Below are 21,174 nucleotides of genomic sequence, written 5' to 3' on the forward strand. Positions count from 1 at the left end.
CTCACACCTCCTTCGGATTGGCCAGATAGCCGGTGGTATCACCCGTGGGTCGGCTGTTGGCATTGGGTTTAATGACGATACTCGGCTTCGTGAAGTGCGCTGACGGCAGCGGAGCGACGGCGGCCAGCTTGCCGTGTTTCTTACGCAGCTCCTCAATCGGGCCAAAGTCCAGGGCCCGCAGCGGGCAGGACTCGACGCAGATCGGTTTTTTACCGTCGGCGACACGCTCATGGCAGCCGTCACACTTGGTCATATGGCCTTTGGCGGCGTTGTACTGCGGGGCGCCATACGGGCAGGCCATATGGCAGTAGCGACACCCGATGCAGACATCTTCATTCACCACCACAAAGCCGTCGTCACGCTTGTGCATCGCCCCGCTGGGGCAGACTTTGGTGCAGGCCGGATCCTCGCAGTGGTTGCAGGCGATGGAGAGGTAGTAGGCAAACACGTTCTGCTGCCAGACGCCGTTGTCCTCCTGCCAGTCACCGCCCGCGTACTCGTAGATGCGGCGGAAGCTGACGTCCGGGGTCAGGTCCTTGTAATCCTTGCACGCCAGTTCGCAGGTTTTGCACCCGGTGCAGCGGCTGGAATCAATAAAAAATCCATACTGAGTGGTCATCGGCTACTCCTTACGCCTTTTCAACCTGAACCAGGTTACTGTGAGACGGGTTGCCTTTCGCCAGCGGCGACGGGCGTTGGGTGGTCAGCACGTTAATGCAGCCTGCCTGATCGACGCGGTTCGCGTCCGGGTTGTACCAGGCCCCTTCGCCTAACGCCACCACACCCGGCAGGATACGCGGCGTCACTTTGGCTTCGATATGTACTTCGCCGCGCCCGTTGAAGATCCGCACCCGGTCGCCGTTGGCGATCCCGCGGCGCTGTGCGTCAATCGGGTTGATCCAGATCTCCTGACGACAGGCCGCCTTCAGGACGTCAACGTTGCCGTAGGTGGAGTGCGTGCGCGCTTTGTAGTGGAAGCCGGTGAGCTGTAGCGGGAAGTCTTTACTCTGCGGATCGTCGTAGTTCTCAAAGCCCGGGCTGTAGACGGGGAGTGGATCGATCACATCGCCCTGCTCCAGCTCCCAGGTCGCGGCGATCTGCGCCAGCTCGGCGGAGTAGATCTCAATTTTACCTGACGGCGTGGTGAGAGGATTCGCGGCGGGATCGGCGCGGAAGGCTTTATAGGCCACGTGATGCCCGTCCGGGTCACGCTGCTTGAACATGCCCTGCTGACGGAACTCATCAAACGGCAGCAACTCCGGAATAGCCTGGCGCGACTGCTCATACAGGTGACGCATCCACCCTTCCTGGGTGCGGCCTTCGGTGAACTGCTGCTCAACGCCCATGCGTTTTGCCAGTTCAGTAGTCATCTCATAGATGGTTTTGCACTCAAAACGCGGTTTAATCGCCCGATCGGCAAAAATCACGTACGACATGTTGCCGCAGGAGGCATCCAGGGCGAAGTCCATCTGTTCAGAGGCGGTGCAGTCCGGCAGCAGGATATCGGCATATTTCGCCGACGAGGTCATATGGCAATCCACTACCACAATCAGCTCGCATTTTTTGTCGTCCTGCAGAATATCGTGGGTGCGGTTGATCTGTGAGTGCTGGTTGATCAGGCAGTTCCCGGCGTAGTTCCAGATCATCTTGATCGGTACGTCGAGCTTCTCTTTTCCGCGAACCCCGTCGCGGGTGGCGGTCATCTCCGGGCCGCGCTCGATGGCGTCGGTCCACATAAACATCGAGATACTGGTCTGAACCGGGTTTTCCAGGGTTGGCATGCGCACAAACGGCAGGGAGTACGAGCCTTCACGCGCCCCGCTGTTGCCGCCGTTGATCCCCACATTGCCGGTCAGAATCGCCAGCATGGCGATAGCACGCGACACCAGCTCACCATTGGCATGACGCTGCGGGCCCCAGCCCTGGGAGATAAAAGCCGGTTTCGCCCCGGCGATTTCACGCGCCAGCTTCACGATGCGCGCTTCAGGAATACCGGTAATGGCCGCAGCCCAGGCCGGGGTTTTGGCGATCCCATCATTACCCTGTCCGAGAATATAGGCTTTGTAGTGGCCGTTCGCCGGCGCGCCTTCCGGCAGCGTTTTCTCGTCGTAGCCGACGCAGTATTTATCGAGGAACGACTGATCGACGAGATTCTCCTCGATCATCATCCAGGCCAGAGCAGAGATCAGCGCCGCATCGGTTCCCGGACGGATCGGGATCCACTCATCCTCGCGCCCTGCCCCGGTGTCGGTGTAGCGTGGGTCGATGACGATCATCCGGGCATTCGATTTTTGTCGTGCCTGTTCGATATAGTAGGTCACCCCGCCGCCGCTCATTCGCGTTTCACCGGGGTTGTTGCCGAACAGCACCACCAGCTGGCTGTTTTCGATATCCGACGGGCTGTTGCCATCGGCCCAGCCGCCGTAGGTGTAGTTGAGGCCTGCAGCAATCTGCGCGGTTGAGTAGTCACCGTAATGGTTGAGGTAGCCTCCGCAGCAGTTCATCAGGCGGGCAATCAGGGTTTTGCCCGGCGGCCAGGAGCGGGTCATGGTTCCGCCGAGGGTACCGGTGCCGTAGTTAAGGTAGATAGACTCGTTGCCGTAGTCTTTAATCAGGCGCTGCATATTGCTGGCAATGGTATCGAAGGCCTCGTCCCAGCTTATACGCTCGAATTTGCCCTCCCCGCGCTTGCCGACACGCTTCATCGGGTATTTCAGGCGATCCGGGTTATAGACGCGACGGCGCATGGAACGACCGCGCAGACAGGCGCGCACCTGATGTAACCCCTCGTAGTTATCATCCCCGGTATTGTCGGTCTCAACGTATTTGATCTCGCCGTCGATGACATGCATTCGCAACGGGCAGCGACTGCCGCAGTTCACCGTACAGGCGCTCCAGACCACCTTTTCATCCGGCTTCACGGCAGCAACGGCTTCCGCCGCAGACGTCAGGCGTGAAAAAGGCAAAGACAGTGCGCTACTGGCAACGGCCAGGCCGCCAATCGCGGTGGTTTTCATCAGTCCGCGACGGCTCACCTCGGCAGCCAGCAAGGCATCAGGCGTTTTTATTTTCATAGACTCTCACTTTGATTGCTCACAAAGATCCCTGTGCGGCAGCAACCGCTATATAGTTATTTATATAAAGGAGTGATTGCATTAGCAGAGGTTTATGCTAACCAACTGCTTGGAGAGTATTACCCCTTTGGAGGGAGGGGGTATTGCCTGATGTCAAAAGCGAGGCATAAAAAAAGCGCCCGCAGGCGCTTTTTTATGTTAAGGCAGATTAGCCGATGTACTGCTGGCCTTTCATGTAAGGGCGCAGAACTTCAGGAATTTCGATACGCCCGTCAGCCTGCTGGTAGTTTTCCAGCACTGCCACCAGGGTACGACCCACTGCCAGACCGGAGCCGTTCAGGGTGTGCACCAGGCGGGTTTGCTTAGCGGATTTGCTGCGGCAGCGTGCCTGCATACGACGTGCCTGGAAATCGCCCACGTTAGAGCAGGAGGAGATTTCACGATAAGTACCCTGCGCCGGAACCCACACTTCCAGATCGAAGGTTTTGCAGGCGCCAAAGCCCATATCACCGGTACACAGCGCCATGCGGCGGTACGGCAGACCCAGCAGCTCCAGCACTTTTTCCGCGTGACCGGTCATCTCTTCCAGCGCATTCATGGAGGTTTCCGGACGCACGATCTGTACCATCTCGACTTTGTCGAACTGGTGCATACGGATCAGACCACGGGTATCACGGCCATAAGAGCCGGCTTCAGAACGGAAGCACGGTGAATGTGCGGTCAGTTTGATCGGCAGGTCGTCTTCGTCGATGATCTCGTCACGCACGAGGTTGGTCAGCGGCACTTCTGCGGTTGGGATCAGCGCATAGTTGCTGCTGTCTGCCTCTTCGTCCAGCGGACGGGTATGGAACAGATCGCCGGCAAATTTCGGCAGCTGGCCGGTACCGTACAGCGTATCGTGGTTGACCAGATACGGGACGTAGGTTTCGCTGTAGCCGTGCTGCTCAGTGTGCAGATCCAGCATAAACTGGGCCAGCGCACGGTGCAGATGGGCGATTTGCCCTTTCATGACCACGAAACGGGAACCGGTCAGCTTAACGGCCGCCGCAAAATCGAGCCCCGCGTGCATTTCGCCCAGCGTGACGTGATCGCGAACCTCGAAATCGAACTCGCGTGGGGTGCCCCAGCGTTTCACTTCGACGTTGTCGTTTTCGTCTTTGCCGACAGGGACGCTGTCGTCAGGGGTGTTCGGGATCGCCAGCGCGATATCACGAATTTCGGCCAAAAGAACGTCCAGATCCGCTTTCGCCTGATCCAGCTCTTCACCGAGTTTGTTCACTTCCAGGCGTAATGGCTCAATGTCTTCCCCGCGCGCTTTCGCCTGGCCGATGGATTTCGATCGAGAGTTACGCTCTGCCTGCAAGTTTTCGGTTTGTACCTGCAGAACTTTACGACGCTCTTCAAGAGCGCGCAGCTTATCTACATCCAGTTTAAAGCCCCGGCGTGCCAGTTTTTCAGCGACTGCGTCTGGCTCGTTACGCAGCAGATTGGGATCGAGCATGCTTATCCTGTGCTTATCGAATTAAAAAATAGGAGGAAATGACCGCTGCCTGCGGTCATCAGATACAGTGCCAACATTACCGCAACGATAGCCCTAACGGTAGCGTTTTATAGGGCTATTTTGATCCTGTCCGGCAAGCCAGGTGAGCTTTTCACCAATCTTGCCCTCAAGGCCTCTGTTTGTCGGGCGATAATAGCGCGTTTGTGCCATTTCCTGCGGGAAATACTCCTCCCCGGCGGCGTAGGCGTTGGGCTCGTCGTGGGCGTAACGATATTGCTGCCCATAGCCCATCTCTTTCATCAGTTTGGTCGGGGCATTACGTAAGTGGTCAGGAACATCGTAATCGGGGCGTTCGCGGGCATCAGACATCGCCGCTTTGAATGCGGTGTAGACCGCATTGCTTTTCGGGGCGCAGGCCAGATAGACAATCGCCTGGGCGATGGCGCGCTCGCCTTCAGCGGGCCCGACGCGGGTGAAGCAGTCCCAGGCCGATAGCGCTACCTGCATGGCACGCGGGTCGGCATTGCCGACATCTTCTGAGGCAATCGCCAGACAGCGACGGGCCACGTACAGCGGATCGCCTCCGGCGGTGATAATGCGCGCATACCAGTAGAGCGCGGCATCAGGCGCGCTGCCGCGTACCGATTTATGCAGCGCCGAGATCAGGTCGTAAAAACGGTCGCCTTTGTTATCAAAGCGCGCGCTGCGTTCTCCGGCGATTTCGGTCAGCAGCGCCGGGAGCAGTATCCGCTTGCCGCTGTCGTCGGCTTCGGCCATATCGGCCATCATTTCCAGGGTATTCAGCGCCCGGCGCGCATCCCCGTTCACCAGCTCAGCAATGGCGCGACGGGTATCGTCTGGCAGCACAATATTCTGGCTGCCGTAGCCACGGGCCTTATCGTCCATCGCCTGGGTCAGCACCTGCTCAATGTCTTCGGTGGTTAACGATTTCAGGAGATAGACGCGAGCGCGGGACAACAGTGCAGAGTTGAGTTCAAACGAGGGGTTTTCAGTGGTCGCACCGATAAAGGTGATGGTGCCGTCTTCAATGTGCGGCAGGAAAGCATCCTGCTGGCTCTTGTTGAAGCGGTGGACCTCATCGACAAACAGGATGGTGCGGCGACCGGCATTGCGGTTCTGGCGGGCACGCTCGATAGCTTCGCGGATCTCCTTCACCCCGGAGGTGACGGCGGAGATACGCTCGACGTCGGCATCGGCGTAGCGGGCAATCACTTCTGCCAGCGTCGTTTTACCGGTGCCTGGCGGCCCCCAGAGGATCATGGAGTGCAGATGCCCGGCCTCAATGGCGCGTGGCAAGGGTTTGCCCGCAGCCAGCAGGTGCTGCTGGCCGATATACTGCGCTAAATTTTCTGGCCGCATACGGGCGGCCAGAGGTTGAAACGCATTATCTGAAAAATCGAGCGACAGGTTGCTCACGCACGCCTCTTACTTATTACGTTGGTCATCCACCGTCACGCCCTTCGGCGGGGTAAAGGTGAATTTGGATGCATCAACCGCCCCGTTCTGCTGGGATTTCAGCTGATAGCTGCTGCGCTGATCGTCCTGCTCAACCGCACCGAACTGATTGATGGTGCCGTTAGTGCTCACGTTAATGGTGAACTGCTTCAGGTTGCCGCTGCTGCCTTTCGGGGTCAGCACGAAGTCATCGCCGTTCTGTTTAATATTGTACTGCTTCCAGTCGCTGGACTGGTTACGGGCAATCAGCATAAACGGCGTGTTGCTGGCGGCATCTTTCAGCCAGGTCGCCGTAGCCTGCTCAACAAACGGGTTGAAGAACCACAGGGTTTTCCCGTCGGACACCAGGATGCTTTCGTCCGGCTGGGTCATATGCCAGTTGAACAGATTTGGACGTTTCACCCACAGGTCACCCTGACCTTCCTGCACCGCATTGCCACTGCCGTCAGTCACTTTCTGGGTGAAGCTGGCGTGGAAGCTGCTCACTTTATCCAGACGGTTTTTCAGGTCGCTGGCGGCGTCAGCCCAGACGCTGCTCGCCACAACGCTGGTCAGTAGTGCACAGGTGATTGCAATTTTTTTCATTGGTAGTCCTTACAAAGCGTCATCCCGAAATGGGGGTTTTCTGTCAACTATTCTGGACCTGCCCGCAGGCAGGCGACAGAAGAAAATGCTTAATTATTGCTGATTTACCCATCTTTGCAATCGAAGGGGCATTATTCAAACGGCGGCGGAGCCAGCACTTCACGGTTGCCGTTGTGTCCCTGCTCGCTGACGATGCCCTGCGCTTCCATCTGCTCGATGATACGCGCCGCGCGGTTGTAGCCGATACGGAACTGGCGCTGAACCCCGGAGATGGAGGCTTTGCGTTTCTCGGTGACGAAGTTAACTGCCTGATCGAACAGTGGATCGAGCTCTTCACCGCTATCCGCGCCACCACCACCGCCGCCTTCGCTTTCGCTGTCAGAGGTGATGCCATCGACATATTGCGGACGGCCGCGCGCTTTCCAGTCCTGCACCACGGCATGCACTTCCTGGTCACGCACAAAGGCACCATGGACGCGCACCGGAGAGGTGGAGTTCGGGCCGGAGTAAAGCATATCCCCCATACCGAGCAGCGATTCCGCGCCACCCTGGTCGAGAATGGTACGGGAGTCGATTTTGCTCGATACGGTAAAGGCGATACGGGTCGGGATGTTGGCCTTAATCAGGCCGGTGATCACATCCACCGACGGACGCTGGGTCGCCAGCACCAGGTGGATCCCCGCTGCACGCGCTTTTTGCGCCAGACGGGCGATCAGCTCTTCCACCTTCTTACCGACGGTCATCATCAGGTCAGCGAACTCGTCCACCAGCACCACGATGTACGGCAGTTTTTCCAGCACCGGATGCTCGGCATCCATGCTGTCGCCCGGCTTCCAGTACGGATCCGGGATTGGACGTCCCATCTTCGCCGCTTCAGCGATGATCTCGTTATAACCCGCGAGGTTACGCACGCCCAGCGCGGACATCAGCTTGTAGCGGCGCTCCATCTCGTTGACGCTCCAGCGCAGGGCGTTGGCGGCATCCTTCATGTCGGTCACAACTTCGGTCAGCAGATGCGGAATACCTTCGTATACCGACAGTTCCAGCATTTTCGGGTCGATCATGATGAAACGTACATCTTCCGGCTGCGCTTTATACAGGATGCTGAGGATCATGGCGTTGACGCCGACAGACTTACCGGAGCCTGTGGTACCTGCCACCAGCAGGTGCGGCATTTTGGCCAGATCGGCCACCACCGGTTCGCCGGCGATGTCTTTACCCAGCACCACGCTCAGCGGCGACGGGTTATCGCGGAATTTAGCGTGATCCAGCACTTCGCGCAGGTAAACGGTCTGACGTTTTTTGTTCGGCAGCTCCAGGCCAACATAAGGTTTGCCCGGAATAACCTCGACCACGCGCACGGCCACGGTGGACAGCGAACGCGCCAGGTCGCGGGAGAGGTTAGAAATACGCGCGGCTTTCACACCCGGGGCCAGATTCAGCTCGAAACGGGTGATCACCGGGCCCGGTGAATAATTCACCACATCCGCTTTAATACGGAAATCGGCCAGGCGGAGCTCTACCAGGCGCGCCATCTGATCCAGGGCGAAGGTATCCACCGGCTCGACTTCCGTTGGCGGCGGTGTTAACAGGTCAAATGACGGCAGCGGCGTGGTCGGTCTCTGCAGCGGACGGCTGTCACCGTTACGCATCAGCAACGGATGGATCAGGCTATGCTGCTGCGGTGGAGGCTGAACTGCAGGCTGCTGCTGTACAGGCTGCTGAGGTTGCGCGTATTGCTGCGGCTGTGCAGGCTGTTGAGGCTGCGCGTATTGCTGCGGCTGTGCAGGCTGTTGAGGCTGCGCGTATTGCTGCGGCTGTGCATGCTGCTGTGGCTGCGCGTACTGCTGCGGCTGTGCAGGCTGCGGCGGCGTAAACGCCTGGCGCGGCGGCTCGGCTTCAGGCATTACCCCCGGCGTGAACAGCGGTTCACTCGGCGTATCATCCACCAGATCTTTCATCGGTGAGAATTCAAAATCCGCCAGCGAGAACGGGTTCGCCCCGGTCGGTTGTTCCCCGGCGTAACGCTGCTGCTGCGTGGCAGCAAACTGGCGAGCCAGCTCCGCCTCGGCGGCATCTTCTTCGTTATCCTGGGCCTGATATTGCTGTGGCTCAGGCTGATATTCCTCGCCATAACGCTGATGCTGCTGCTGAGCAAACTGACGAGCCAGCTCATCCTGCTGCATTTCATCGGCATCATCGTCGTACTGGTCGTCATCATACTGCTGACTCCCGGCTTTACGTGCTTCCTCTTCCGCCATTCGCTGAGAAGGCAGCTTGATGCCATACGAGGCCAGTTCACGGCGAGTTGGAACGCGTACGCGGTTAGGACGTGGCAGCTGTGGACCAATGCCCTCTTTTACCTGTGGACGCGGTGCGCCACTGGTCGCCAGGCTGAACAATGGTGCCGCAGCGGCGCCTGCGGCTGTTGCCTGCTGCACGCTTGCCGCCACCGGTGCGACAACGGATGCAGGCTCTACGGCCGGGACCGGTACAGACGGGATCTCAGCAGGTTTCACCGGAGCAGGCTCTTGTACGGCCTCGGGCACCGGCTGATACCAGGCCGCAAGCTGCTCGCGCTCACGGGCTCGTTTCTCTTCCACTTCTTCGAAGTAGTAAAGCGGCGGACGGGTCGGTTTCACCTCTTCGACCGGCGGCTCTTCGACGACCGGCTCTGGCTGATACACGGCCTGCTGCGGTTCATACTGCTGTGGTTGCTCGTATTGAGGCTGCTCGTACTGCGGTTGTTCGTATTGCGGTTGCACGTGCTGCGGTTGTTCGTAATGCGGCTGCGCGTAAACCGGTTCAGGCTGATAAGGCGGCTGCCACTGCTCCTGCGGCGCGACGGCGGCATAAGGTTGTGGCTCCGCATAGACCGGAGCGACTGGCGCTACGGGTTTCGCTTGCCATTCAACCGCAGGTGGCTGCAGATGGGCATCCGGCATCGAAGGCGTTGGTGGCGTCACCGGATCAACCGGGGCAGCAAAGGCCTGAGTGGCGGTGGTCGCTGCGGCAGCGGCGGCAAGCGGCTCAGCCACCGAGTGGCCGTTGAGCAGCGGATCGTACTCATCATAGTCGGAGGCCAGCGCGCGATTGCCGGAGAACAGCACATCATCCGGATCGGCGGCCACGCCGCGGGCGCTGTAAGCCACCTCTTCGTCGTCCATCCGTTTTCCGGAGAACAAGGCGGCATCCGTCTTGCGACCTAATGGATTCGCGAACTTCTCGGCCATGCGCTTACGACGCGCCAGCGCGCCACGCATAATGCGGGCGCGACGGGATTCACGACGTTCGGGGCTCGGCTCGGCGTCGTCGTAGTCATCGTCTTCGTACTCTTCGTCGACCCAGGTGTCATCGCGACGGGTACGGTTGCTGGCAAAGGTCAGGATATTCAGGATCACGCTGCCAATTTTTTCAGCAATGCTGACCCATGACCAGCCGGTAAACAGCGTCAGCCCTGCCCCCCAGATGCAGAGCAGCGCGATGGTGCCACCGCTGCTGTGCAGCATCGGCTGCAGCGCGGTACTCAGCAGGCTGCCAATCACCCCGCCGGAGGCAAAGTACCAGATGTCATCGGCGTTAATCGCCGCCAGACCGCAGGAGGTGAGGATCAGCGCCAGCGCACCAATCAGGCGCAGCGAGACGGCAAAATAGTCGATGTAGTCATCGTTCTGACGATGGCGCCAGGCAAACCAACAGCCACCAATAATGATGACGGGAAGGGTGTAGGCCATCACGCCAAAGATAAAGAACAGCGTATCCGCCAGCCAGGCGCCCGGTACGCCGCCTAAATTATGAATAGGCTCGTGCCATGCGGTCTGTGACCAGCTGGGATCGGAGGGATTGAAACTGAGTAAGGCTGCCATCAACCAGACGGCAAAAAGAGCAACAAGGATCAGTAACGCCTCAAGGAGTCGGCGCCCACTGCTGAGCTTGGTTAAATTGACTTCTTTGTCTTCGGTATATTCCTGGCTCAAAACAGGCTCTCCAGGTATCAGGCAATTCCTGCCTGAGTGCTAAACGGACAACAGTGCCGGGAGGCCCGACACTGTTGCTGTATGGATTACCAGGAGTGTAATCAAAGTACGCTGATAATGCACCTGTTCCGTGTTAGCGCGTCTTAATAACCAGACGATTGCTCTGTTTGACTTCTTCCATTACCACGTAGGTACGGGTGTCGTTCACGCCAGGCAGTCGCAGCAGGGTTTCGCCCAGCAGCTTACGGTATGCAGACATATCAGGTACGCGGGTTTTCAACAGGTAGTCGAAATCACCGGAAACCAGATGACACTCTTGAATTTCTTCCAGTTTTTGTACGGCGGAATTGAACTGCTCAAACACATCCGGCGCACCACGATTCAGAGTAATCTCAACAAATACCAGAAGTGAGGCATCCAGATAATGCGGGTTCAGCAGCGCTGTATAGCCCTGAATAAAACCCTGTCTTTCCAGTCGGCGCACACGCTCGAGGCATGGCGTCGGGGAAAGACCCACACGTTTTGAAAGCTCGACGTTGGAAATACGCCCATCCTTTTGCAATTCATTAAGAATGTTACGATCGATACGGTCGAGATCTTTGCCAGGGCGCTTCTTGCTATCTACCATTATTATTGTCTCTCTGTATTCCTTCCCTAACTCCTGCCAGGACCCTGTGCACTTCACTGTTCAGAGTCTTTCCCCGCGGTTAATCGCATCGCCTGTTTTATAGTTTGCGCGATTCGATTGGGGGTTATGTGGTATGAAGACCGTTGCCCAGAGGCGGCCATCAACATCACGTATGGCATCTGTCCACACCATGCGTAGATTTCGCTGACCCGGTAAAAATGGTGATTTTGTGCATGACTATGCGTTACACAAAGACCGTTTTTTTTCTTCCTTGAATGTTTTCGCAAAAGCGCAGGGGATTGTCAAAGCAAAACATCGATTTTTAGTACAACATGCCGGATATTCATTATGTCCGGGGATTAATCCTCATTTTATCGCCGTCGTTTCGAGCGATTAGCCATGATTATTGTTATAAAATCACGTTCCCTGCACCGCCGTTGATTGGCGATTTCTATTACACATATCGTTAACAAAATCGCTGCGCCCTTTTTTTACGGCCATAAATTCCCTACAATCCGGGAAAATGTCTGCCAACAACAATGGGGTTCTCATGGGCACGGCCAAACACAGTAAACTTCTTATCCTTGGTTCCGGACCTGCGGGATACACCGCAGCGGTCTACGCTGCTCGCGCTAACCTGCAACCGGTACTGATTACGGGCATGGAAAAAGGCGGTCAGCTGACCACCACCACCGAAGTGGAAAACTGGCCAGGCGATCCTGAAGGCCTGACCGGACCACTGCTGATGGAGCGCATGCACGAGCATGCCACCAAATTTGATACCGAAATCATTTTTGACCACATCAACAAGGTCGATCTGCAAAACCGTCCGTTCCGCCTGACCGGTGACAACGCGGAATACACCTGCGACGCGCTAATCATTGCGACCGGCGCCTCTGCCCGTTATCTGGGCCTGCCGTCTGAAGAAGCCTTTAAAGGCCGCGGCGTTTCCGCCTGCGCCACTTGCGACGGTTTCTTCTATCGCAACCAGAAGGTCGCGGTCATCGGCGGCGGCAACACCGCCGTGGAAGAGGCACTGTACCTGGCGAACATCGCCTCCGAAGTGCACCTCATTCACCGCCGTGATACCTTCCGCGCGGAAAAAATCCTGATCAAGCGTCTGATGGATAAAGTAGCCAGCGGCAACATCGTGCTGCACACCCACCGCACCCTGGAAGAAGTGACCGGCGATCAGATGGGCGTGGCCGGTCTGCGTATTCGCGATACCCGCAACACTGACAACGTCGAAACCCTGGAAGTGGCGGGTCTGTTTGTGGCCATCGGCCACAGCCCGAACACCGCGATCTTCGACGGTCAGCTGGAACTGGAGAACGGCTACATCAAAGTGCAGTCCGGGAGCCACGGCAATGCGACCCAGACCAGCATCCCGGGCGTGTTCGCTGCGGGCGACGTAATGGACCACATTTATCGTCAGGCGATCACCTCTGCGGGCACCGGTTGTATGGCGGCGCTGGATGCAGAACGTTATCTCGACGGACTGGCCGATCAGAGTAAATAATTTTTACAAATCAGCAACAAACGTAAAAAAGGCGGCGATAAGTCGCCTTTATTGTCTCTGCGATGTAACATTGCCGTGCCCAATACCTAATAACATCACCTGCAAAGCACGCAATGGAAAAAACCCGTCAACAAGAGTTAACACGCTGGCTTAAACAGCAAAGCGTTCTTTCCCGCCGCTGGCTGAATATTTCCCGTCTTTTAGGGTTTATCAGTGGCGTGTTGATTGTCGGTCAGGCATGGCTGCTGGCCCGCATTCTTAACCATATGATCATGGAAAACATCCCGCGGGAGGCGTTGTTACTGCCTTTCATTGTGCTGATTCTGGTCTTTATTCTGCGTGCCTGGGTCGTCTGGCTGCGTGAGCGCGTGGGTTTTCACGCCGGGCAGAATATTCGCTACGAAATTCGCCGTCAGGTGCTCGACAGGTTGCAGGAAGCCGGCCCTGCCTGGATTCAGGGCAAACCCGCCGGCAGTTGGGCGACGCTTATCCTCGAGCAAATCGACGATATGCATGACTACTACGCCCGGTATCTGCCGCAGATGGCGCTGGCCGTCTTTGTTCCCGTGCTGATCGTACTCGCGATTTTCCCGTATAACTGGGTTGCGGCGCTGATCCTGCTGGGCACCGCCCCGCTGATCCCGCTATTTATGGCGATGGTCGGCATGGGGGCCGCCGATGCCAACCGCCGTAACTTCCTGGCCCTGGGCCGTCTCAGCGGTCACTTCCTCGACCGCCTGCGCGGCATGGAAACGCTGCGTATTTTTGGTCGCGGTGAAGCCGAAACCGACAATATCCGTCACGCCTCCCAGGACTTCCGTCAGCGCACCATGGAGGTGTTACGCCTGGCGTTCTTATCCTCCGGGGTGCTGGAGTTCTTTACCTCACTGTCGATTGCGCTGGTCGCCGTCTATTTTGGTTTCTCGTACCTGGGCGCCCTCGATTTTGGACATTACGGCACCGCCGTGACCCTCTCCGCGGGCTTCCTGACGTTGATTCTGGCGCCGGAGTTCTTCCAGCCGCTGCGCGATCTGGGCACCTTCTATCATGCGAAGGCCCAGGCCGTGGGCGCGGCCGATAGCCTGAAAACGTTCCTCGAAACGCCGCTGGCCCATCCGCAGCGCGGGGATGTAACCCTGAGCACCAGCAAACCGGTTAGCATTGATGCAGAAGATTTCTGCGTGCTGTCGCCGGAGGGCAAGGTGCTGGCGGGGCCATTAAACTTCAGCCTCGCGGCTGGTCAGCGGGTGGTGCTGGTGGGCACCAGCGGCTCCGGCAAAAGCTCGCTTCTGAATGCCCTATCCGGTTTTATGGCTTACAGCGGCTCGCTGCGCATCAACCAGGCCGAACTCTCTGCGCTCGATCCTGATGAATGGCGCACCCATTTAAGCTGGGTGGGTCAGAACCCGCAGCTTCCGGCGGCCACGCTGCGAGAAAACGTGCTCCTGGCGCGCCCGGATGCCAGCGATGAAGAGCTGCAGTCGGTGCTCGATCGCGCCTGGGTGAGTGAATTCCTGCCCCTGCTGCCAAACGGGGTAGATACGATTGTCGGCGATCAGTCGGCGGGGCTGTCCGTCGGTCAGGCACAGCGTATCGCCGTGGCCCGCGCCCTGCTCAACCCCTGCCAGCTTTTACTGCTGGATGAACCTGCTGCCAGCCTGGATGCGCACAGCGAACAGCGCGTGATGCTGGCCCTGGATGCCGCCTCGCAGCAGCAAACCACGCTGATGGTGACCCACCAGCTGGAGGGCATTGCCCACTGGGATCAGATCTGGGTCATGGACAACGGACAGCTTGTCGAGCAGGGCGATTACGCCACGCTCGCAGCGGCACAGGGGCCGTTTGCGGCCCTGCTGGCGAACCGTCAGGAGGACATCTGATGCGCGCTTTACTGCCTTATCTGGCGCTCTATATGCGCCACAAATGGATGCTGATCCTTGGCGTGGTGCTGGCGATCGTTACCCTGCTGGCCAGTATCGGTCTGTTAACCCTTTCGGGCTGGTTCCTCTCTGCTTCCGCGGTCGCCGGGTTTGCCGGGCTATATAGCTTCAACTATATGCTGCCTGCTGCGGGGGTGCGCGGCACGGCCATCACCCGCACCGCCGGGCGCTACTTCGAGCGTCTGGTCAGCCATGACGCCACCTTCCGCGTGCTGCAGCACCTGCGCGTCACCACCTTCAGCAAGCTGTTGCCCCTCTCCCCTGCCGGGCTGGCGCGCTATCGCCAGGGTGAACTGCTGAACCGCGTCGTCGCGGATGTCGATACCCTCGATCATCTTTACCTGCGCGTTATCTCCCCGCTGGTAGGGGCGCTGGTGGTGATAGTGGTTGTTACGCTCGGGCTGAGCCTGCTGGACGTCAACATCGCCCTGGTGCTCGGCGGGATCATGCTTCTGACGCTGTTTCTGCTGCCGCCGCTCTTTTACCGCGCCGGGAAGCCGACCGGTGAAAACCTGACCCGTCTGCGCGGCGAATATCGCCAGCAGCTGACGGGCTGGCTGCAGGGTCAGGCAGAACTAACGATTTTTGGCGCCAGCCGTCGCTACCGCGCGCAGATGGAAAATACCGAGCTGAACTGGCACGAAGCCCAGCGCAAACAGTCGGAGCTGACAGCCCTGTCCCAGGCGTTGATGCTGTTGATTGGCGGGATCGCCGTGATGGCGATGCTGTGGTTGGCGTCCGGCGGCGTGGGCGGTAACACCCAGCCGGGCCCGTTGATTGCGCTGTTTGTTTTCTGTGCGCTGGCGGCGTTCGAAGCGCTGGCCCCGGTGACCGGAGCCTTTCAGCATCTCGGCCAGGTGGTGGCCTCCGCGCTACGTATCACCCAGATCACCGGCCAGCAGCCGGAAGTGCAGTTCAGCACCGTCGCATCCGACGTGCCTGAGCATCTGGCCCTGCGCCTGGCGGATGTCAGCTTTGCTTATGAAGGCCAGGCTCAACCGGCGCTGAACCACATTAACCTGACCATTCCCGCAGGCGCACACGTTGCGGTGCTGGGTCGCACCGGCTGCGGGAAGTCGACCCTGCTGCAGCTGCTGACCCGGGCCTGGGATCCGGCTCAGGGCCAGATCCTGTTCAACGACACCCCTGTGTCAGAGATGAGTGAGCCCGCGCTGCGTAAAACGGTGAGCGTGGTGCCGCAGCGGGTCCATCTTTTCAGCGCCACCCTGCGGGATAACCTGCTGTTAGCCGCCCCCGGCACGGGCGATGATCTATTAGCCGCGATGCTGGAAAAGGTGGGTCTGCACAAGCTGCTGGAAGACGAGGGGCTGAACAGCTGGCTCGGTGAAGGGGGTCGTCAGCTCTCCGGCGGGGAACTGCGTCGCCTGGCAATTGCGCGCGCGCTGCTGCACGATGCGCCCCTGATGTTACTGGACGAACCTACCGAGGGGCTTGACGCCACAACAGAGCGGCAAATCCTTGATTTACTGCAAAAAGAGATACAGGGCAAAACGGTGCTGATGGTGACGCATCGCCTGCGCGGTCTGGCGGATTTCGATCAAATTATTGTGATGGACAACGGACAGATTATTGAGCAAGGTAGTCACGCAGAACTGTTGGCAAAACAGGGTCGCTACTACCAGTTCAAACAGCGTCTGTAGTCTATATTTGAACCGATCCCCACTTCGCGTACTGGAGTTTTGTTGTCATGCGCCTGGTCCAGCTCTCTCGTCATTCTCTTGCGTTCCCTTCTCCGGAAGGGGCGCTGCGCGAACCTAATGGTTTGCTGGCCCTGGGCGGCGATCTGAGCCCGTCGCGTCTGTTAATGGCCTACCAGCGGGGGATTTTTCCATGGTTTTCCCCCGGCGATCCGATCTTATGGTGGTCGCCCGACCCCCGCGCCGTTCTGTGGCCCGCGCAGTTTCATATCAGCCGCAGCATGAAGCGTTTTCACGCCCGCTCCCCCTATCGCGTCACCCTCAATCACGCGTTTGGTCAGGTGATCGAGGGGTGCGCCGCCGACCGCTTTGAAGGCACCTGGATCACCCCTGAGGTGATCACCGCCTATCACCGCCTGCACGAACTGGGATACGCCCATTCGATTGAGGTGTGGGATAAGGACGAGCTGGTGGGCGGAATGTACGGCGTGGCGCAGGGAACCCTGTTTTGCGGTGAGTCGATGTTCAGCCGCGCGGTGAATGCCTCCAAAACCGCGCTGCTGGTTTTCTGCGAACGCTTTACCCGCAGCGGCGGCCAGCTGATGGATTGTCAGGTGCTGAATGAGCATACCGCCTCGCTGGGTGCGGTGGAGATCTCGCGCCATGAATATCTGGCGCAGCTGGCAACACTGCGAATGCAAAAATTACCGCATAATTTCTGGGTCCCCGGCACGTTATTTACGCCTCAAAGATAAATGTTTTCCGCATATTTTTCCTCAAGGTGCTATAATTCTGCCGCAGAGTAGGTTCTGCCTGTTGCCCCGCCGCCGTTTGGGAATAGTTCGCATCCGATAACGCCCTATCGTTTATCCTGCCACCTCCCCTTTACGTATGCGCTTTTCGTACGGTCGAACCGTGACGTCCGGGTAATACGCTGAAACTGCTTTGCTGCGTTTTAAACGCGCAAATCTTTACTTAATTGATGAATTTCGGCATTATCTTGCCGGTTCAAAACTTGGTAGTGATACCCCAGAGGATTAGATGGCCAAAGAAGACAATATTGAAATGCAGGGTACCGTTCTTGAAACGTTGCCTAACACCATGTTTCGCGTAGAACTGGAAAACGGTCACGTCGTTACCGCGCATATCTCCGGTAAAATGCGTAAGAACTATATCCGTATTCTGACGGGCGACAAAGTGACTGTCGAGCTGACCCCGTACGACCTGAGCAAAGGCCGCATTGTCTTCCGTAGTCGCTAAGAGTTTTTCGCCGCGAATGGCGTAGAGAGAATACTAAAGGCCGGGTTATCCCGGCCTTTTTTTATGCGCAGCGTCAGTGGACGCGCACCACCGTCAGATCGGCCAGCATCGCATGGCTGATCTCGTGCAGCAGGCCGGTGAGATGCGGCAGCATATCGCGGTCAAAATGCGACACCAGCAGCACATGGTTTAACGCCCGGCAGTAATCGCACTGGGCTTCGGTGCTGTCCAGCAGCCACTCCTGTTTGTGTGCTGGCGGTATCTCATCCTCATCCAGCACGCGGAAATCGGTCATCGATTTTTCCAGCTCACTTCTGAATGCGTCCAGGTATGCCGCAAGACAGCGGCAGACGGGCTGCGTCTGCGGCAGCGAATTGCAATCGACCAGGATTTCGGTGAGCAGGTTGCAGCGCGCGGCAAGGGTGGAGAGATCGGGAGTGCTGAGTTCAAGTTCGCTGTAAAGCTGGGTGATGCTGTAATTTTCCATAATCATAATCTCCGAAAGTAATTTTTTAGCTGACCACCCGAACGCCAACTCAGGCGGTGGACTGAACCAGGTTGGCGTACCGACTACCCTCGGAAAAATCGGCGCTTCAGAGAAGCCCAGGCCCAGCCCACCATAATATGAACGTACGGATTATACCCGCAGCTTTCAAAAGAGTGAACGAAACCGCTGATAGTTGCGCATGCAACATCATTTCCGAGGTTTGGTCAGGACGCCAATCCCGGCACCTGATTTTGCAGGTGCATCGCCATTCTATTACTGGGGTTTTATCCAGCAATATCCCTGTTTAAATTCTGGATAACGCCTCGCAAAATTTTGACGAACGTGCGCGCGGTTCCCCCTCACCCTAACCCTCTCCCTCAGGGAGAGGGAACCGATCGAGCTTGCAGCGATGACAGAGTAAAAGATTGGCTCGGTAACTACAGCGATGGCACGGTCCGGCTGAAAATCGCCGAAGCGTTTCCGGAAGGCCGGGGCGAGGCGCATGGACGCGCCGAGAGGGCATAGCCTGCAGGGATGCAGGCTGGTGCCCGACCCGAAAGCCTGAAGGAATAAGCTGAGGGCACCGCGAAGCGGCGATTTTCTTTGCCGGGAGCCGGGATTGCTAAGGGGGCGGCGGCGAGCCCCCTTAGCACGTTCACGGGTGACGTGTTTAACAGAGAAATACAGAACGTAAAGTGAACGGAACCACCACCATAGCTACATGTTCACAGACATAAAAAAAGGCAACCGAAGTTGCCTTTTTGCTTTTATCTAGTGAGCCGCTTCCGGCTTATGCTTCGCCGCACTCTGGAAGTCATACGTCAGCTCGTTCTTCGCCTGATCCAGCGCCACGGTCACCTGCCCCCCATCCACCAGCGAACCAAACAGCAGCTCGTTAGCCAACGGTTTTTTCAGGTTGTCCTGGATAACACGCGCCATCGGACGCGCACCCATCGCACGATCGTAGCCTTTCTCAGCCAGCCAGTCGCGGGCTTCCTGACTCACTTCCAGGGAGACCCCTTTCTGATCCAGCTGAACCTGCAGCTCGACGATGAACTTATCCACTACCTGATGGATCACCTCGGTAGACAGGTGATCGAACCAGATAATGTTGTCCAGACGGTTACGGAACTCCGGCGTAAAGACCTTCTTGATCTCTTCCATCGCATCGGTGCTGTTATCCTGGTGGATCAGGCCGATGGATTTACGCTCAGTTTCACGCACCCCGGCGTTGGTGGTCATCACCATCACCACGTTGCGGAAGTCCGCTTTGCGCCCGTTGTTGTCGGTCAGCGTCCCGTTATCCATCACCTGCAGCAGCAGGTTAAAGACGTCCGGGTGCGCTTTCTCGATCTCATCGAGCAGCAGAACCGCGTGCGGATGCTTGATCACCGCATCGGTGAGCAGGCCGCCCTGGTCAAAGCCGACATAGCCCGGAGGCGCACCGATCAGACGACTGACGGTGTGACGCTCCATATACTCGGACATATCAAAGCGCAGCAGCTCAATGCCCAGCGCTTTGGAGAGCTGAACCGTCACCTCGGTTTTCCCTACCCCGGTCGGGCCGGCGAACAGGAAGGAACCGACTGGCTTGTGCTCATGCCCCAGCCCGGCGCGGGCCATCTTGATCGCTTCGGTTAAGGCCTCGATGGCTTTATCCTGACCAAAGACCAGCATTTTCAGGCGATCGCCGAGGTTTTTCAGCGTATCGCGGTCGCTCTGAGAAACGCTCTTCTCAGGGATACGCGCGATGCGGGCCACCACGGATTCAATATCCGCCACGTTGACCGTTTTCTTACGCTTGCTGACCGGCATCAGACGGGCACGTGCGCCCGCTTCGTCGATCACGTCAATCGCTTTATCCGGCAGATGGCGGTCGTTGATATATTTCACCGCCAGCTCCACCGCCGCACGCACCGCTTTGGCGGTATAACGCACGTCGTGGTGCGCTTCGTACTTCGGTTTCAGGCCGTTGATGATCTGCACCGTTTCTTCCACCGACGGTTCAGTAATGTCGATTTTCTGGAAGCGACGCGCCAGGGCGCGGTCTTTTTCGAAAATATTGCTGAACTCCTGGTAAGTGGTCGAGCCAATCACCCGGATCTTGCCGCTGGAGAGCAGCGGTTTAATCAGGTTGGCCGCATCCACCTGACCACCCGATGCCGCACCGGCGCCGATGATGGTATGGATCTCGTCGATAAACAGGATGCTGCTGGTATCCTGCTCCAGCTGTTTCAGCAGCGCTTTGAAACGTTTTTCAAAATCACCACGGTATTTGGTCCCGGCCAGCAGGGAACCGATATCCAGCGAGTAGATGGTGCAATCAGCGATCACTTCCGGAACGTCGCCCTGCACGATACGCCAGGCCAGACCTTCGGCAATCGCCGTTTTACCGACGCCCGATTCACCCACCAGCAGCGGGTTGTTCTTGCGGCGGCGGCACAGGACCTGAATCGCCCGTTCCAGCTCTTTTTCGCGGCCAATCAGCGGGTCAATACCGCCGACGCGGGCAAGCTGGTTAAGATTGGTGGTGAAGTTTTCCATACGTTCCTCCCCGCCTGCCTGCTCTTCGCTGTTGGCCTGATGGCCGGAATCCGATGCCTGATTCGGCTCGTCTTTTCGCGTTCCGTGAGAGATGAAGTTCACCACATCGAGGCGGCTGACTTCGTGTTTGCGCAGCAGGTAGGCGGCTTGCGACTCCTGCTCGCTGAAGATGGCAACCAGCACGTTGGCACCGGTGACTTCGCTACGTCCGGAGGACTGGACGTGAAATACCGCACGCTGGAGTACACGCTGGAAGCTGAGCGTCGGCTGCGTGTCGCGCTCCTCTTCACTGACGGGCAGTACAGGTGTGGTCTGTTCGATGAAGGCTTCAAGTTCCTGACGCAGCGCCACCAGGTCCACGGAGCAGGCTTCAAGCGCTTCGCGGGCGGATGGATTGCTGAGCAGTGCAAGCAGCAAGTGCTCGACCGTCATAAACTCATGTCGGTGCTCACGCGCTCTGGCGAAAGCCATGTTTAAACTGAGTTCCAGTTCTTGATTGAGCATAGGCACCTCCCCCAATTTTCA

Annotated in this window: 14 protein-coding genes; 5 read left to right on the plus strand and 9 right to left on the minus strand. The window is 57.9% G+C overall.

Translation table 11 applies throughout. From position 1 onward, the window contains the following. Window position 1: 1 nt before the first annotated feature. The 7 genes from M8318_RS18160 to lrp all read right to left on the minus strand — a co-directional run bounded on the left by M8318_RS18160 (window position 2) and on the right by lrp (window position 11,241). Complete coding sequence (locus M8318_RS18160) at window positions 2–619, minus strand: DMSO/selenate family reductase complex B subunit (RefSeq protein WP_262663826.1); 618 nt, start codon at window positions 617–619, stop codon at window positions 2–4. A 10-nt stretch (window positions 620–629) separates the two neighbouring features. Beyond that, a complete protein-coding gene (gene dmsA / locus M8318_RS18165; protein ID WP_262663828.1) occupies window positions 630–3,074 on the minus strand; it encodes a dimethylsulfoxide reductase subunit A in 2,445 nt (814 codons plus the stop codon). Window positions 3,075–3,282: 208 nt separating this feature from the next. Beyond that, window positions 3,283–4,575: a serine--tRNA ligase gene (serS, locus tag M8318_RS18170; protein WP_262663830.1), complete on the minus strand. Its 1,293-nt coding sequence runs from the start codon at window positions 4,573–4,575 to the stop codon at window positions 3,283–3,285. Between the two features lie 93 nt (window positions 4,576–4,668). After that, window positions 4,669–6,012: a replication-associated recombination protein RarA gene (gene rarA, locus M8318_RS18175; RefSeq protein WP_262663831.1), complete on the minus strand. Its 1,344-nt coding sequence runs from the start codon at window positions 6,010–6,012 to the stop codon at window positions 4,669–4,671. Window positions 6,013–6,021: 9 nt separating this feature from the next. Further along, the gene (gene lolA / locus M8318_RS18180; protein WP_262663832.1) at window positions 6,022–6,636 is read right to left on the minus strand and encodes an outer membrane lipoprotein chaperone LolA; all 615 of its coding nucleotides are present in this window, start codon (window positions 6,634–6,636) and stop codon (window positions 6,022–6,024) included. A 131-nt stretch (window positions 6,637–6,767) separates the two neighbouring features. Beyond that, window positions 6,768–10,613 (minus strand): DNA translocase FtsK, encoded by a 3,846-nt coding sequence (gene ftsK, locus M8318_RS18185; RefSeq protein ID WP_262663833.1) that lies wholly within the window; start codon window positions 10,611–10,613, stop codon window positions 6,768–6,770. Between the two features lie 133 nt (window positions 10,614–10,746). Further along, complete coding sequence (gene lrp, locus M8318_RS18190; RefSeq protein ID WP_002439523.1) at window positions 10,747–11,241, minus strand: leucine-responsive transcriptional regulator Lrp; 495 nt, start codon at window positions 11,239–11,241, stop codon at window positions 10,747–10,749. A 550-nt stretch (window positions 11,242–11,791) separates the two neighbouring features. Here lrp and trxB point away from each other — a divergent pair. The 5 genes from trxB to infA all read left to right on the plus strand — a co-directional run bounded on the left by trxB (window position 11,792) and on the right by infA (window position 17,618). Beyond that, window positions 11,792–12,760, plus strand: a complete 969-nt coding sequence (trxB, locus tag M8318_RS18195) for a thioredoxin-disulfide reductase (protein ID WP_262663835.1) — start codon at window positions 11,792–11,794, stop codon at window positions 12,758–12,760. Between the two features lie 113 nt (window positions 12,761–12,873). After that, entirely contained in the window at window positions 12,874–14,640 is a 1,767-nt protein-coding gene (gene cydD / locus M8318_RS18200; protein ID WP_262663836.1) for a heme ABC transporter permease/ATP-binding protein CydD, read from the plus strand. After that, window positions 14,640–16,361, plus strand: a complete 1,722-nt coding sequence (gene cydC / locus M8318_RS18205; RefSeq protein ID WP_262663837.1) for a heme ABC transporter ATP-binding protein/permease CydC — start codon at window positions 14,640–14,642, stop codon at window positions 16,359–16,361. Before cydD ends, cydC begins: the two co-directional genes overlap by 1 nt. Before the next feature lie 47 nt (window positions 16,362–16,408). Next, window positions 16,409–17,113, plus strand: coding sequence for a leucyl/phenylalanyl-tRNA--protein transferase (gene aat, locus M8318_RS18210; protein WP_262663838.1), 705 nt, complete (start codon window positions 16,409–16,411; stop codon window positions 17,111–17,113). A gap of 286 nt (window positions 17,114–17,399) precedes the next feature. Continuing rightward, complete coding sequence (gene infA / locus M8318_RS18220) at window positions 17,400–17,618, plus strand: translation initiation factor IF-1 (RefSeq protein WP_001040187.1); 219 nt, start codon at window positions 17,400–17,402, stop codon at window positions 17,616–17,618. Between the two features lie 73 nt (window positions 17,619–17,691). On the opposite strand, the gene M8318_RS18225 is transcribed toward infA, so the two are convergent. Continuing rightward, complete coding sequence (locus M8318_RS18225) at window positions 17,692–18,111, minus strand: hypothetical protein (protein ID WP_262663839.1); 420 nt, start codon at window positions 18,109–18,111, stop codon at window positions 17,692–17,694. A gap of 765 nt (window positions 18,112–18,876) precedes the next feature. Next, a complete protein-coding gene (gene clpA, locus M8318_RS18230; protein ID WP_262663840.1) occupies window positions 18,877–21,153 on the minus strand; it encodes an ATP-dependent Clp protease ATP-binding subunit ClpA in 2,277 nt (758 codons plus the stop codon). Window positions 21,154–21,174 lie beyond the last annotated feature (21 nt).

This window comes from Leclercia tamurae, from assembly GCF_025566055.1.
Lineage (GTDB): Bacteria > Pseudomonadota > Gammaproteobacteria > Enterobacterales > Enterobacteriaceae > Enterobacter > Enterobacter tamurae.

Coding starts and splice junctions, on each gene's coding strand:
- M8318_RS18160 (WP_262663826.1), bottom strand. CDS start 619: ATGACCACTCAGTATGGATTTTTTATTGATTCCAGCCGCTGCACCGGG.
- dmsA (WP_262663828.1), bottom strand. CDS start 3,074: ATGAAAATAAAAACGCCTGATGCCTTGCTGGCTGCCGAGGTGAGCCGT.
- serS (WP_262663830.1), bottom strand. CDS start 4,575: ATGCTCGATCCCAATCTGCTGCGTAACGAGCCAGACGCAGTCGCTGAA.
- lolA (WP_262663832.1), bottom strand. CDS start 6,636: ATGAAAAAAATTGCAATCACCTGTGCACTACTGACCAGCGTTGTGGCG.
- lrp (WP_002439523.1), bottom strand. CDS start 11,241: ATGGTAGATAGCAAGAAGCGCCCTGGCAAAGATCTCGACCGTATCGAT.
- trxB (WP_262663835.1), top strand. CDS start 11,792: ATGGGCACGGCCAAACACAGTAAACTTCTTATCCTTGGTTCCGGACCT.
- cydD (WP_262663836.1), top strand. CDS start 12,874: ATGGAAAAAACCCGTCAACAAGAGTTAACACGCTGGCTTAAACAGCAA.
- cydC (WP_262663837.1), top strand. CDS start 14,640: ATGCGCGCTTTACTGCCTTATCTGGCGCTCTATATGCGCCACAAATGG.
- aat (WP_262663838.1), top strand. CDS start 16,409: ATGCGCCTGGTCCAGCTCTCTCGTCATTCTCTTGCGTTCCCTTCTCCG.
- infA (WP_001040187.1), top strand. CDS start 17,400: ATGGCCAAAGAAGACAATATTGAAATGCAGGGTACCGTTCTTGAAACG.
- M8318_RS18225 (WP_262663839.1), bottom strand. CDS start 18,111: ATGATTATGGAAAATTACAGCATCACCCAGCTTTACAGCGAACTTGAA.
- clpA (WP_262663840.1), bottom strand. CDS start 21,153: ATGCTCAATCAAGAACTGGAACTCAGTTTAAACATGGCTTTCGCCAGA.